This is a genomic window from Rhodococcus sp. NCIMB 12038 (assembly GCF_002165735.1).
GTDB lineage: Bacteria > Actinomycetota > Actinomycetes > Mycobacteriales > Mycobacteriaceae > Rhodococcus_F.
Genome location: NZ_NHML01000016.1, coordinates 166,723 through 180,041 on the forward strand (window position 1 = coordinate 166,723; position 13,319 = coordinate 180,041).

Genomic DNA, 13,319 nt, shown 5'->3' on the forward strand with positions numbered 1-13,319 from the left:
ATGACGACGACCACACTCCGCCGCGGACCCAATCCGCTTCGCCGGGGAATCGACGCCTACCGGATGACCGGGGGCCGGGCCTTCGATCGGATCGCCCGCTACCGCGCCGTATCCGATCTGTTCGAGAAACGCTGGATGGAGGGCGCGGTGCCGTTGGTGCTGGCACTGCTGCTGTGTTTCACAGTGATCGCCACGACCGATGTGGGCACCGCGAACGCACCGCTCGCCATCGACGACGTCGCCGAATGGGGATTACTCGCCATCGGTCTGACGGTGGTGCTGGTCGCCGGCGGCATCGATCTTTCCATCGGTTCCATAGTCGGTCTGTGCTCGATGTTCGCACTGATCTCCGACCGGGTCTGGTACTGGCCGCCGGGATGGGTGATCCCTGCAACCGTAGTTCTCGGTGCGTTGCTCGGTTCGGTCAACGGGTATCTCATCGCCTTCCTGCGTATGCGGCCGTTCATCACCACCCTGGTAACGCTCATAGCATTCGGTGGTGCAGCAGTGGCCCTGCAGAACGCGCACACCACCCAAATTGGGATCGCGCGCCCGGCGCTGGTGTGGGACGCCATCCCCTACGGCAAGATCATTGGCATCCCGACAGCGTGGTTCACTTTCCTGTGCGTGCTCGTGGTCGCACACGTGATGCTCACTCGTTCGCGCTGGGGATGGTGGGTCACCGCTACCGGATCCGACCGTCGGTCCGCCCGCCGCAACGGCATCCCCGTGCGCGCGGTGACGTTCTGGGCCTACGTGCTTTCCGGGTCGATGGCAGGCAGCGCCGCCATCCTGACCACCGCCCGGCTGAGTCGCACCGATGCGGCGATCGGACGCGGTTGGGAACTCATCGTGCTTACCGCGGTTGTACTAGGCGGAGTCAGCCTCAAGGGCGGTCGCGGGTCGGTCCTGCGTGCCACCGTCGGTGTCATCGTCGTGGCCGTCATCCGGCAGGCAACCATCGCCGAAGGACTCGATTTCAACTACTACACGGTGATCCTCGCCGCAGCGCTGCTCGCCTTCACCATCCTCGACCTGCAGTGGGGAAAGTACCGCCGACGTGCGGTGGAGAAGCTCAAGATCGATCCGGCGCGCGTGCGACTCGGCCCGCTGACCGATGTTACGGCGCCAGGCACCGTGTGGACCCCGAACTGCGCGTTGACCGACGCACCGCCTGTGGGACTTGGCAGGATCCGCGGTGCCGAGGCGTGTGCCGTCGACCCCGAGGGCAACATCTACGCCGGTGACCAGCGCGGCTGGGTATGGCGCTTCCGGGGACCGGACGACACCGAGGGTGAGATCTTCTCGCGCACCGGAGGCTTCCCTTGCGGGCACGCATGGGACCGGGAGGGACGGATGCTGGTGGCGGTCGGCGGCATGGGCGTCTACCGCATCGACGCCGACGGGGAACCGCAGATGGTGGCGAACCGAGTCTCACGGAGCCCGTTGTCGTTGGTCGACGACTCCGGTCTGCGTGCTGTCGACGACCTGGACGTGGCACCCGACGGATCGATCTACGCCTCGGACTTTTCCATCCGCAACAATTCCACCGACTTCCTCCTGGAACTGGTGGAGTTCCGCCCGAACGGCCGGTTGATCAAAATCGCTCCGAACGGGAAGGCGGAGGTCGTGGCCTCGAACTTTGTGTTCCCGAACGGTGTATGCACCGCGCACGACGGCGAATCGATCCTCGTCTCCAGCACGGGATTGTGCCGGGTCGATCGGCTGTGGATCTCCGGCCCGAAAGAGGGCCTGCTCGAGCCGGTCCTGGAGAATCTGCCGGGCTATCCGGACAACATCCACCGTTCGTCGGACGGAAATTACTGGATGCCCCTGGTCGCGTTGCGGACGCCGATGTCGGATCTGCTCAACCGCTATCCGGAGGTGCGGCGGCGGATGACGCGCGAGGTCTCGCTGGACAACTGGATGGTGCCGCAGCTCAACGTCTCCTGCATCGTCAAGTTCTCCGACAAAGGAGAGATCATTGCCGTCAAGTGGGACAAGAGCCTGAAGAACTATCCGATGGTGACAGCCGCGACCGAGCGGGATGGCTACCTCTACTTCGCCGGCGTCTCGAACAACCGGTTGGGCCGGCTCGAGCTCGACCCCGACGAGGTCGGCACTATCGACACCAATCTGGTGCCTGGCACGTTCGGCACCCGGACCGCCGCGGAGGTGGGCTCATGAGTTCGATCCTCGACACCGTCAAAGAGTGGATCAATCCGGACAGGGTGCGGCATCGCTCTGTGCCCCGGATGGAGACCGGCCTCCGCCCGAACCTGCGTCTGGACGAGGCCGAGGAGCTGCTTGCCGCCGGTGTGCACACTCCGGACGACATCACGGTCACCGCGGACGGCACCGTCGTACTTTCCAGCGGATGTGAGCTGCTGCGTTTGGAGCGAGACGGTATCCGGTTGTTCGCCCGGTGTGCCGCGCGCATCGCCGCGGTCACGACGGTCGGGAACGCGGTGGTCGCGGCCGTCGAAGGCACCGGTCTGGTCACGGTCGACGCGAGCGGAGTGGTGACTCCCCTGTGTGCCGACCCAGCGGTCGCACGCGGTGTCACCGCGCTGACCGGCGTATCCGGAGGTGACCTGCTGGTCACGGTCGGATCCACTACCGCCGAGGTGCGCGGCGATTGGGCGCGTGCCTTGCTCGCCGGCGACGCGTCGGGACGGATCGTGCGGGTGCGGGACGGCGCTGCCACTGTGGTCGCCGAGGGGTTGGCCTGGCCATCCGGAATTGCCCTCAGCAGTGATGGTCAGGTGATTGTGGCAACGAGCCTGACTCACCGCCTGGAGATCCGATCGCTGAGCGATCCGAGCGAGCCGGTCCGATCCATAGCTACCAACCTACCGGTGTATCCCGGACGAATCGTCGCCGTGCCGAATGGCCACTGGGTGGTTGCGCCGTACCCGCGGAATCGGATCACCGAGATGCTTCTCGATGAGCGGTCACTGCTTTCGGAGATGGTCGAGACGATCGATCGGGAGGAGTGGTTCGTTCCGCAGTTGCGCAGCGGGAATCTGTTCACCGAAGCGATGCAGATGGGGCAGTTGCGGGTGTTCGGTCAGGTCAAGAGCTGGGCGCCCACAAGGTCCTGTGGCGTGGTGTTCCGGCTCGACGACACCGGGCGCATCGCGGAGAGCGCACATGCCCGGGTGGACAGTCCGCGGCACGGAGTCACCGGCGTGGCCGTCGCCGACGGCCGGGTCGTGGCCGCACTGCAGGGTCACGGCTCAGTTCTGCGACTGCACACCGACGAGATTTCACAGGAGGGGCGCTCATGACGGAGCACAGCACTGGTGTCGACATCACCCCAGTTATCCGACTGGCCGCTGTCAGCAAGCGCTACGGCGGGACCTTCGCAGTTCAGGGTGTCGACTTCGACGTGCGGCCTGGTGAGATCCACGCGCTGCTGGGTGAGAACGGCGCCGGCAAGTCCACGATGGTGAAGATCATCTCGGGAGCTATCACCCAAGATGCGGGAACTCTCGAAGTCGAGGGTGCCGAGCGGCGCTTCGCCGCGCCGCGGGACTCCACCGAAGCCGGGGTGGCGATGGTCTACCAGGAGGGTTCGCTCGTCGAATCCATGACAGTGGCGCAAAATCTGTTCCTCGGGGACGAGCGGGTGTTCAACGACTTCGGGACTCTGAATGTGGTTGCCCGCGAACTGCTCGAGTCGCACAACTTCCACATCCGGCCGGACGCAGAGGCCGGTGCGCTGGGCATCGGCCAGAAACAGATGGTGGAGATCGCGCGGGCCGTGCACCGCAATGCCAAAGTGGTGATCCTGGACGAGCCCACCGCTTCGGTGACCCCGGAGGAACGCCTGCAGTTGTTCATGTCGATGCAGAGTCTTCGTCGTCGCGGCATCGGGGTGGTTTTCATCACCCACATGTTGGATGAGGCATTCGAGCAGGCGGACCGGATTACCGTCTTGCGGGACGGGGTGGTCCAGGGCACCCTGAATCGCTCAGAGTTCGGTCACGACCGGGTTGTGAAGATGATGGTCGGCCGCACCGTCGAGATGGGCAGAAAGTCACCGAGCCGAAGGCCCGACATCATTCCTGCCCTCCAGGTCGAGGACCTTACCCTGCTCCCGGCGGTTCGCAGTATGTCCTTCTCCGCCTACGGCGGCGAGATCCTCGGCTTGTACGGTCTGGTCGGGGCAGGGCGTTCGGAAGTCGCGCAAATCATCAGCGGTGTGGTGAAGCGGCGGCGCATGCGTGGCGGCACGGTGTGGCTGGGTGGCGAGCGGGTCCGTTTCCGCACCCCACGGCACGCTCGGAAAGCTGGGATCGTGTACATCACTGAGGATCGGAAGGCATCCGGCTTCTTCGGTCACCTGACCATCTCGGAAAACATCTTCCTCGGGCATCTGTGCAGCGCGCTGCGCCTGCCGCTGCTGTTCCGTCCCAGGTTGGGCCGGGCGATCGCGAAGAAATTCGTTGAGCAGTTCGAAGTCCGGACCTTGGCTCCGAGCAAGGCCGTGGTGGAGGAGCTCTCCGGCGGAAACCAGCAGAAAGTCGTGCTGGCCAAGGGGCTGACGCGCAAGCCGCGGGTGGCGATCATCGACGAGCCGACCCGCGGTGTGGACCTGGGTACCATCCCCGAGATTCACGCCATGATCCGCGCCCTCGCCGACGAAGGTGTTGCCGTGATCGTGATTTCGTCGTACATCCCAGAGATCCAGGCCCTCTCCGACCGCGTGCTAGTCGCCCGCGGGGGCAGCATCGCGGCCGAATTCTTCCCGGACGAGGCCGACGAGGAGAGCCTGATGTTCGCCGCCGCGCATTAGCGGTAGTCCGGCAATCACTTCGGTGACAGACACCAAACCTTGACAGAATTTGAAGGAGTACCAGATGCGTGGAGTGATCTTCAAAGGCGAGCGGGTGCTCGAGATCCAGGACTTCCCGGATCCCCACCCCGGCCCCGACGAGGTGGTGCTCGAGATGAAGGCATCCGGGATGTGCGGCAGCGACCTGCATTTCTACCGGGCACCTGCTGGGCAGGCGCTCGCCGCGTTCGGGATGGCCGGTGACGACGCCGGGTTTATCGGGGGACACGAACCGTGCGGAGTGGTCGTCGAGGTCGGTGCCGCCATCGATCCGAGCGTGATCCGTATCGGTGACCGGATGATGGTGCACCACTACGACGGGTGTGGGTTCTGTGACAATTGCCGGACCGGATGGCCTTAACTGTGCGATCGCGGCAACGTGATTTACGGCGCGACCGCCCACGGCGGGCACGCGGACTACATCAAAGTGCCCGCTCGCACCCTGATCCGGTTGCCCGATGAGCTGAGTTTCGCTGCTGGCGCTGCCATCTCGTGCGGCACCGGTACCGCCTTCGGGGCGCTGGTGGGGCTGAACGTGAACGCGAAGGATTCGCTGGCAGTATTCGGGCAGGGACCGGTCGGCCAGGCGGCGGTGCAACTCGCCTCCGCCATGGGCGCCGAGGTGATCGCGGTGGACGTTGCAGCCGCGCGGGTGGCCCGGGCGCTGGAGTTCGGTGCGGTGCACACCATCAACTCGGCCGAAACCGACCCGGTCGTGGCGATCAAGGAACTCACACGCGGCAAGGGTGTGCTCAAGGCGTTGGACTGCTCGGGGGCGCCCGCCGCGCGCGCGGCGGCCGTGAAATCCACCGCGAAATGGGGCAGCGTCGCCTTCGTCGGCGAAGGTAGCACGGTTACCCTGGACGTCAGCCCTGACATGATTCGGAAGCAGCTGACCATCATGGGCTCGTACACCTTCTCCACGGTGGGCCAGGCCGACTGTGCGAAACTCATTGCGCGCCATGGTGTCGAGGTCGACAAAGTATTCACCGACCACTGGCGGCTGGACGACGCGGTAGACGCGTACCGAAACTTCGATCTGCAAACCGGCGGCAAGGCGGTAATCGAATTCTGATCGCCGGTGTCGACTGTGCGGCCTCGATTGGCGCGGCATCGGACGCATCGGCGACCGCGGTATGCGGCGGCGTAGGTCGTCGGCGCCGGGTCCGGCGGTGGTGGGCGGGGCAGCCGAGTGTCAGCGGGAGCTGCCCGATCACGGGTATTGACCAGGGTCCGGACGTCGCGACGCAGTCCGGGCATGCGCGGTAAATGCGGTTCGCGCTCACCAGGGTCGCCACCGAGCAGCCCTGGCCCATCCGGCCAGGCTCGCGGCGGTTCCGGCGCACCGTTGGTAAGTGCTCGAGTTCTGCGGACAAGCGCAATCCCCGCCCGAGCCAGTGGATTTCGCTACCGCGCGGTGGCGGACCCACCATCGACCCGGCGCATCGGAGTGCCGGTTCAGGAGGTGAGCAGCGGACCATACTTCTGGCGGGCCGCCTCTCCGGATGGTGCCGACCTCGGTGCCGATCGTCGACCACGGCAGGCCGTGCTTGCGGGCCGCGACGATGTGGTCGACGAGCTGAGCTCGGCTTCGGCGCGGGCAACCACCGCGGCACGCAGCTCGGCGAGCGCGGCCGAATCCCGGCGGCCTCCTCTCGGGGTCCGTAGTCCTCGAACCGCTTCGCGAGTTCGTCGGCGTGCGCGAGGATGTCCTTCGTTGTGCGTGGGATAGTCATCACCTCAGGTAGCTTGGTCGGGCTTCATGGCGTGGACGATCACCTGGGGCGTCGGTGCTGGTGATGTAGCCGAACTCCAGTAGCGGCGCGTCGAGCGCTGGTCCGACGAGCACGATGAACCCCTCGCCGAGATCGAACGCGGTGATCGCTTTGTTGAACGCGTGCACCATGTCGCCGGAGTCGATCCCGTCCTTGTAGGCGCACTCGGAGATGACCGGCTCCGACTGCATCATTCCAAGTTGCCTTGCTAGTACTCGGGCTGCACCACAGGGTGAGGGGTAACCCCGCCGCTTCGGCGCAACCGATCTGCTCTTCGATGCGATCCGGATCATCGCCGCACAACTGGCCTGATCGGATGGCGGCGGCGACGGCCGAATTCTCGTGTCCACCAATCCGCAGAAACCGTGTCGGCCCAACCGGAGCGAACTGACCGCCTACAAGGAGTCTGACGTGTCCGTTGGCCGGCGAGGGAGGCCGGACGGTCCGCTCGACTGCCACCCGGGTGGCCGTGGGCTCCCCCGAACAGGTTGCCGACATGCTGCAACAAGGGTTCGAAGCCGGCATGGGAAACGGCTTCAAACATCACCCCGACGCCGCGGACCGTGTCGAGGACTTCGTCGACCACGTGGTGCCGATCCTGCAGCGGCGCGGCCTATTCCGCACGGAGTACGAGGGCACCACTCTGCGTGAGCACCTCGGCATCCCGTACCAGAACGGCCTGCCCGAAAGCCACCCGGGCGCTTTGCGGTACCAAATCATCGCAAGGGGTATGAACCCGCTGAGCCCGCGACCCGTGGCAACGAGGCGCTGCGAGAGGGAGATGGAGTGGCGCGCTTTTCGCGGAATCATCTGGCACGGTGTGTCGGGTTGGGGTGTACCCGACACGACACATCACACACCCACCGGCCCAATCATCCTCCCCAGAAACGCCGACTGCGGTGGGCCGCGTCACGCCGTGGTTAGGGCAGGTTCTTCCGCAACGCGGCGGGAAGCGGTGATCACGGGAACGAGGGTGACGAGCACCGCACCGACGATCGCAGGAATGGCAAAGGAGTAGAAGCTCCACCGAGCACCGAAACCGGCGTCGAGAATCCAGCCGGCCATCGCCGGCCCCACCAGTGCACCGATACGGCCGAGACCCATCACGACACCAACTGCAGACCCGCGGTTGGCCACCGGGAAGTTGCTGGCGACGTAGCCGTAGAGCACCGAATTGGTCCCGGTGCCACCGATCCCGGCGCCCAAGATCGCGAGCATGAGCCATCCGGTGTCGAGCTTGTTGCTCAGAGCCAGCAGGGAGGCCGCGCCGACGACGAACAGGACCATCACGACCCGCGCACACCCGACACGATCAGCCAGGTACGAGCCGGCGACGGAGCCGATTGCGCCCCCGGCCTGCAGCACGAGCATGAAGGTCAATGCCGAGCCGAGCGCGTAGCCCTGCTCGCGCATCAGCGCTGGTGCCCAGGTGTTGAGTCCGTAAACGACAACATTCACGCAGACGCTGATCACGACGAATACGATGAGCGGGAGCAACCACGGACGTGCAAGCAACCGACGAACTCCCTGTGGACTCGAGGCGGACTCTCTTCGGTTGCTGGCGGCCGATGCGGCGATGGCGTCGTAGTCTCGCCCGTAGGCCTCGGCCAGTGCACGTGCCTCGGTTTCGCGACCGCGCGCGTCGAGGTAGTCCACGGATTCGGGCAGCCGGAAATACATGATCGGCATCAGCAGGACGAAGACAATGCCCAGACCGAACAGGACTCGCCAGTCGTGATGGGGGAGAAGCCAGATTGCCGCCAAGGAGGCGAGGACACCACCGACGGAGAAGCCGGTGAGCATTGCACCGTTGTACAGCAGTCGCCGATTCCGCGGTGCGTATTCCATGGTCAACGCGACCGCCGACGGAACGACACTGCCGATACCGACGCCTGTGAGGAACCTCGCGAATCCGAACACCTCGACGTTCATCGCGAGCGCGGAGAGCAGTGAGCCCGCCGAGATCCACACGACTCCGACGAGCATGAGCTTGCGGCGGCCGATCCGATCGGTGAGTGGGCCGGCGGTCACGAATCCGACCATGAGGCCACCCAGCGTCCAGGTGCCGATGAGACCCGCAGTGCCGGGGGTGAGGTGCCAGCCCGGTTCGTGCAGGATCTTGGGGAGTGCGGCCCCGTACACGACCATGTCATAGCCGTCGGCAACGATCGTGAGAAAGCACAGAATCAGGACAGTAAAACCGCTTCGGGGTCGGCTCTGAGGTCTGGGCACGGAATCCTCCGGGGGAATGGGCAGTGTGCGAGCATGCTGCATCTGCGGGCGACGATGTGTGCTGCGCAGGTTGCGGATCTGAATTGCGACCTACCTCACACCGCACATTATGCATGATACTTCGGAGGAATCAACCGGGACCGGTGAATCGATGCCGGCGCCACCCGGTCGAGCAGCTGCTGGACCTTGCGATGGAACAGGAGGTTGTGGCTATCCGAAGAGCGAGGCACCGCGCGCATCGCTGACTCCTCTACTCGGCGAGGCGACATGACCGTTGCCGAGGCCTAGGGCGGATATATCGTGCCACCCGGTTCTCGTACACGACCCGCCCGTGCGCGGCGGTCGACGACGCGACCGGCGCCTCGCTTGGGCTCGGCAACGTCGATATTCGTGTCCGGTGGATGCTCGACCTGATCGGCGCCGCCCAATCGCAATTGGAGTCGAGGCTGTGGCAACCGGCCACCTTCGATGCCCCGCCGGACGTGACAGTCACGACCGGAGGCTCTCGATGCAGGGCATGTCGCCGACCGGGTCGAACCGCTGCGCCACTCTGCCGGAGACTCCAACGGCAAAAGCAGCGCGGCTTCGTGTAGGCACTCGTTACGGACTTACCCAGGCTTCCGCTGCCAGCGGCTCCATTTTCTGGCAGCACCGAGTTCCCTTGGAGTCAGTCCGCCCCACACTCCGTGTTGTTCGCCGAAATGGATGGCGTACTGGCGGCATTCATTGATCACCGGGCATCGTCGGCAAATATTCTTCGCGGTGCGCAGGCGCTGCGGGTGGGGCTTCGCTGTGTCGTCATCGAGGTAGAAGACGGTGATGTCCATGCCGCGGCAACGTGCGCGCAGTCGCCATTCTTCGGGGCTGACATCCGGGACGGCGTGTGATGCAGTCATGTGGACGCGCTCCGATCGTTCGACGTAGGAGTCTTTGCCCCGTGCCGGGGTGTAAAACATAATATATAAACTGTCGAAGTGGGTCAACCTCCGGAACGATCGCTGTCCGGACAGCAGGCGTGTGTGCCCAGAACTGCCGACGGTTGCCGGAAGTGCTGGGCCTACTGCGTACGCACCGTGTCGGCGAGGACGAGCGCGGCGATCCCCATCGACCACGGTCCGCTGATTCCGCCGATTGCCTGGATCGCGAAGAAGGCGCCGATGATGCCGGCGGTCCGGCGCGGCGGGTACGTTGCGATCACCGCGGCGTGGAGCAGCGGGAACACCGCGACCACTAGTCCGTGTGCCACTACACCGCACACCGCGAGAAGCGGAGACCCGAGAGCGGGGAGGCTCAGCAGCAGCACTCCGGCGACGATGACGGGGCAGGGCCGCCGGGTCAGCAGCCACGGGATGCATCACGGCGTGGTCGCGAACGAGAGCACGATGATGGCCGCCCGCCATCCGTACTCGGCGACCACGAGCGCGAGGATCGGGACGACGGCGATCTTGGCCAGCGTGCTTCCGCTGATGATGAGCGCGCTCGGGATACCCCGCTTGACGAGCGCATGCCGTGATTAGGCGGCCGTGTGCAGCAAAGCGGACGTCGGCCCCTATGCGAGGCCGAGAAGCATCCGGCCCGCGAGGAGCGCGGTGAACGTCGATCACACGACGAGCGGGAGCATGACGACATCCCACAGCTCGGCGATGATTGCTATGGACCAGCGGATCGCGAGAACTTTGTCGATCGGTCCGCGAAGAAACCTCCGAAGCTGAAGGCGAGGAGGAACATGCTGCCGGTGAAGCCGATCTGGGAGGCACTGAGCCCGAGGTCCTCGCTGAGCGGTTTAGCGATGAGCCTGACCTTCGGTCTTGTCCGTGAGACCACACCATCAACCGCAGGGTGACATACATCATATACTATCTTTTTACTCCGGTGGAGGTATCGGATACATCAGACATCAAACGTGATCCCTTGCATGCATAATATATTTATTCTAAAGTGGGGCTCACGTACTGCAGCGACCGAGCATCGGACTCGTCGTCGCTCGAGAGAAAGGACGTCACATGCCGGGTCTGTACTTCGAGGAATTCGTACCGGGAATGGTCATCGATCACGAGGTCCGACGGACCGTGACCGAGACCGACAACGTCCTGTTCAGCACGATGACCCTGAACATGGCACCGCTCCACCTGGACGCGGAATACAGCAAGGACTCCATCCACGGGCAGCGCCTGGTCAACAGCCTGTTCCTCCTGGGCCTCGTCTCCGGCATCTCGATGCACGACACCACGTACGGCACCACCCTCGGCAACCTCGGCTTCGACTCGATCAAGTTCCCGAAGCCGGTGTTCCACGGTGACACCATCCACGTGCGCACCGAGATCGTGTCGGCCCGGGAGTCCAAGAGCCGCAACGACTCCGGAATCGTCACGTTCCGCCACTTCGGCCTCAACCAACGCGACGAGATCGTCTGCGACGCCACGCGCGTCGGTCTGATGCTCAAGAAGTCGGCGGGCGAGCAGGCCTGACCGCTCACCCCGCCCCGACGACCGACAGCCCCAGACGAGGAGAACACGGAAATGGGCATCAATAGCCAGCCCGAGGAGATGGCCTGGGTTCCCGGCCCCGCGGTGCGCGAGCGCGCGAGGCTGCTCGCGGCGATGAAGAGCTGGGGCTTCGGCGACGGCGCCGCCGCTGTCGCCGAACTGGGCCGTCGCGCGGTCGCCGACCCCGAGTGGTTCTGGCGCGAGGCGCTGGCCGACCTGGACGTCGCGTTCTCGGCGGCGTTCGACCGGGTGCTCGACGAGTCCGAGGGCCGGGAGTTCCCGAAATGGTTCCCGGGCGGCCGGATCAACGTCGCCGAGCTGGCGGCCCTCCGGCATGCCCGCGGCGATCTCGCGGGCAAGACCGCGGTGGTCTACGAGGGCGACGGGGGACAGCGGCGCACGCTGACCTTCGCGGAACTCGCGGCGGAGGTGAGCCGGTTCGCGGCGCACCTCGCGGGGCTGGGCGTGCACCGCGGCGATCGCGTGGTGCTGTTCATGCCGGTCGTGCCCGAGGCGGCCGTGGCCTTCCTCGCCGTCGCCATGATCGGCGCGGTCGCGGTTCCCACGTTCAGTGGTTACGCACCCGACGCCCTGGCCACGCGACTACAGGATTCGGACGCCGTGCTCCTGGTGACCGCCGATGGCACGACTCGCCGCGGCAAGGTCGTCGAGATGAAGGCGACCGCGGACGCCGCGCTGGCCCAGGCGCCGTCGGTCCGCTCCGTCGTGGTGATCCGGCACGTGGGCACCGACGTGCCGATGCAGGCCGGTCGCGACGTCTACTACGACGAACTACCTGCCGATCCGGACCCCGTCGACGTGGCGGACACCGAGTCGAACGACCCGCTGACGATCGTCTACACGTCCGGCACCACGGGCAGGCCGAAGGGAATCGTGCACTCGCACGGCGGTTTCGCGGCCAAGACGGCGGTCGACTTCGCCTACGGCTTCGACGTACACGCCGACGACGTGGTCTCCTGGATCACCGACCTCGGGTGGCTCGTCGGCCCGATGCTCATGACCGGCCCGCTGCAGCTCGGCGCGACCATCGTGATGATCGAGGGTCTTCCCACCCATCCCACACCGAATCGTATGTGGGAGATCGTGAACCGCAACGGCGTCACCGTGCAGGGCATCGCACCGACGGCGGCACGCGCGCTGAAGGCGGCGGGCGACGGCACCGCCCCGGAGATGCCGACCCTGAAGACGTTCGTCTCGACCGGTGAAGCCTGGGACGAGCCCACATGGTTCTGGCTGTTCGAGGAAGTCGGCCGGCGAGAGCGCGCGATCGTCAACTACAGCGGCGGCACCGAGGTCGGCGGCGGCATCCTCGTCGGCTACCCGTTCCTGCCCGCCGCGCCCGCGGCCTTCACCGGACCGCTGCCCGGTGTCGACGCCGCGGTGCTCGACGACGACGGCAAGCCGGTGGTCGGTCAGATCGGCGAACTGGCGGTGCTCAACACGTTCCCCGGGATGACGCACGCGTTCTGGCAGGACCGGGACCGCTACCTGGACACCTACTGGAGCCGCTGGGACGGCATCTGGGTACACGGTGACCTGGCGAGCATCGACACCGCCGGCATGTGGCGGATCCACGGCCGCTCGGACGACACCATCAAGTTGTCCGGACGCCGCGTCGGACCGGCCGAGATCGAGGCCGCCCTGTTGCGGGACAACCGGATCGCGGAGGTCGCGGTGATCGGTGTGCCGGACGAGATGCGCGGTCAGCGGGCGGTGGCGTTCGCGGTGCTGCGCGCCGACGGCGTCGACAACGACGACCTGCAGGCGACGGCGCTGGCCAACGCGGGCAAATCCTTTGCACCCGAGGTATTTGCGGTGCCGACGCTGCCGAAGACGAAGAACGGAAAGATCATGCGCCGCGCCATCCGGTCGCGGTTCATCGGTGCCCCGATCGGCGACATGTCGTCGCTGGATCCGGCGACGCCGCTCGAGGACATCCCCGTGTACGCGGGCGAAGACTAGGAG

General features: G+C 65.7%; 13 protein-coding genes and 1 pseudogene. 10 read left to right on the top strand and 4 right to left on the bottom strand.

The genetic code is table 11. The features are described from left to right. From CA951_RS24720 to CA951_RS24735, 5 genes are all read left to right on the top strand, one after another. Window positions 1-2,187 (top strand): SMP-30/gluconolactonase/LRE family protein, encoded by a 2,187-nt coding sequence (locus CA951_RS24720; RefSeq protein ID WP_087559341.1) that lies wholly within the window; start codon window positions 1-3, stop codon window positions 2,185-2,187. Then, window positions 2,184-3,290: a hypothetical protein gene (locus CA951_RS24725; protein ID WP_087559342.1), complete on the top strand. Its 1,107-nt coding sequence runs from the start codon at window positions 2,184-2,186 to the stop codon at window positions 3,288-3,290. Before CA951_RS24720 ends, CA951_RS24725 begins: the two co-directional genes overlap by 4 nt. After that, complete coding sequence (locus tag CA951_RS24730; RefSeq protein WP_087559343.1) at window positions 3,287-4,801, top strand: sugar ABC transporter ATP-binding protein; 1,515 nt, start codon at window positions 3,287-3,289, stop codon at window positions 4,799-4,801. The genes CA951_RS24725 and CA951_RS24730 overlap by 4 nt, the downstream gene beginning before the upstream one ends. A 64-nt stretch (window positions 4,802-4,865) precedes the next feature. Beyond that, window positions 4,866-5,201 carry an alcohol dehydrogenase catalytic domain-containing protein gene (locus tag CA951_RS44445; RefSeq protein ID WP_256974052.1) on the top strand — a complete coding sequence of 112 codons (336 nt, stop codon included), beginning with the start codon at window positions 4,866-4,868 and terminating at the stop codon, window positions 5,199-5,201. Window positions 5,202-5,219: 18 nt separating this feature from the next. Further along, window positions 5,220-5,915 (top strand): zinc-binding dehydrogenase, encoded by a 696-nt coding sequence (locus CA951_RS24735; protein WP_256974053.1) that lies wholly within the window; start codon window positions 5,220-5,222, stop codon window positions 5,913-5,915. Between the two features lie 660 nt (window positions 5,916-6,575). Here the strand turns inward: CA951_RS24735 and CA951_RS24745 are convergent. Both CA951_RS24745 and CA951_RS24750 read right to left on the bottom strand, forming a co-directional pair. Then, complete coding sequence (locus tag CA951_RS24745; protein WP_256974054.1) at window positions 6,576-6,809, bottom strand: hypothetical protein; 234 nt, start codon at window positions 6,807-6,809, stop codon at window positions 6,576-6,578. A gap of 715 nt (window positions 6,810-7,524) precedes the next feature. Then, entirely contained in the window at window positions 7,525-8,889 is a 1,365-nt protein-coding gene (locus CA951_RS24750; protein ID WP_179220298.1) for an aromatic acid/H+ symport family MFS transporter, read from the bottom strand. A gap of 251 nt (window positions 8,890-9,140) precedes the next feature. Here CA951_RS24750 and CA951_RS44450 point away from each other — a divergent pair. Beyond that, window positions 9,141-9,364, top strand: a pseudogene (locus CA951_RS44450) (transposase); the annotation flags it as partial. A 91-nt stretch (window positions 9,365-9,455) separates the two neighbouring features. On the opposite strand, the gene CA951_RS44940 reads toward CA951_RS44450, so the two are convergent. Then, the gene (locus tag CA951_RS44940) at window positions 9,456-9,803 is read right to left on the bottom strand and encodes a WhiB family transcriptional regulator (RefSeq protein WP_306300859.1); all 348 of its coding nucleotides are present in this window, start codon (window positions 9,801-9,803) and stop codon (window positions 9,456-9,458) included. Window positions 9,804-9,904: 101 nt separating this feature from the next. Beyond that, on the bottom strand, window positions 9,905-10,150 hold the full coding sequence (locus tag CA951_RS44455) for a hypothetical protein (RefSeq protein WP_256974056.1): 246 nt from the start codon (window positions 10,148-10,150) through the stop codon (window positions 9,905-9,907). 10 nt (window positions 10,151-10,160) lie between these two features. Between CA951_RS44455 and CA951_RS44460 the strand changes: the two genes are divergently transcribed. From CA951_RS44460 to CA951_RS24770, 4 genes are all read left to right on the top strand, one after another. Continuing rightward, window positions 10,161-10,364, top strand: coding sequence for a hypothetical protein (locus CA951_RS44460; protein ID WP_256974057.1), 204 nt, complete (start codon window positions 10,161-10,163; stop codon window positions 10,362-10,364). 8 nt (window positions 10,365-10,372) lie between these two features. Continuing rightward, window positions 10,373-10,690 (top strand): hypothetical protein, encoded by a 318-nt coding sequence (locus tag CA951_RS44465; protein ID WP_256974058.1) that lies wholly within the window; start codon window positions 10,373-10,375, stop codon window positions 10,688-10,690. 160 nt (window positions 10,691-10,850) lie between these two features. After that, complete coding sequence (locus tag CA951_RS24765; RefSeq protein WP_087559345.1) at window positions 10,851-11,315, top strand: MaoC family dehydratase; 465 nt, start codon at window positions 10,851-10,853, stop codon at window positions 11,313-11,315. Between the two features lie 51 nt (window positions 11,316-11,366). Then, the gene (locus CA951_RS24770; RefSeq protein WP_087559346.1) at window positions 11,367-13,316 is read left to right on the top strand and encodes an AMP-binding protein; all 1,950 of its coding nucleotides are present in this window, start codon (window positions 11,367-11,369) and stop codon (window positions 13,314-13,316) included. The last annotated feature ends 3 nt before the right edge of the window (window positions 13,317-13,319 follow it).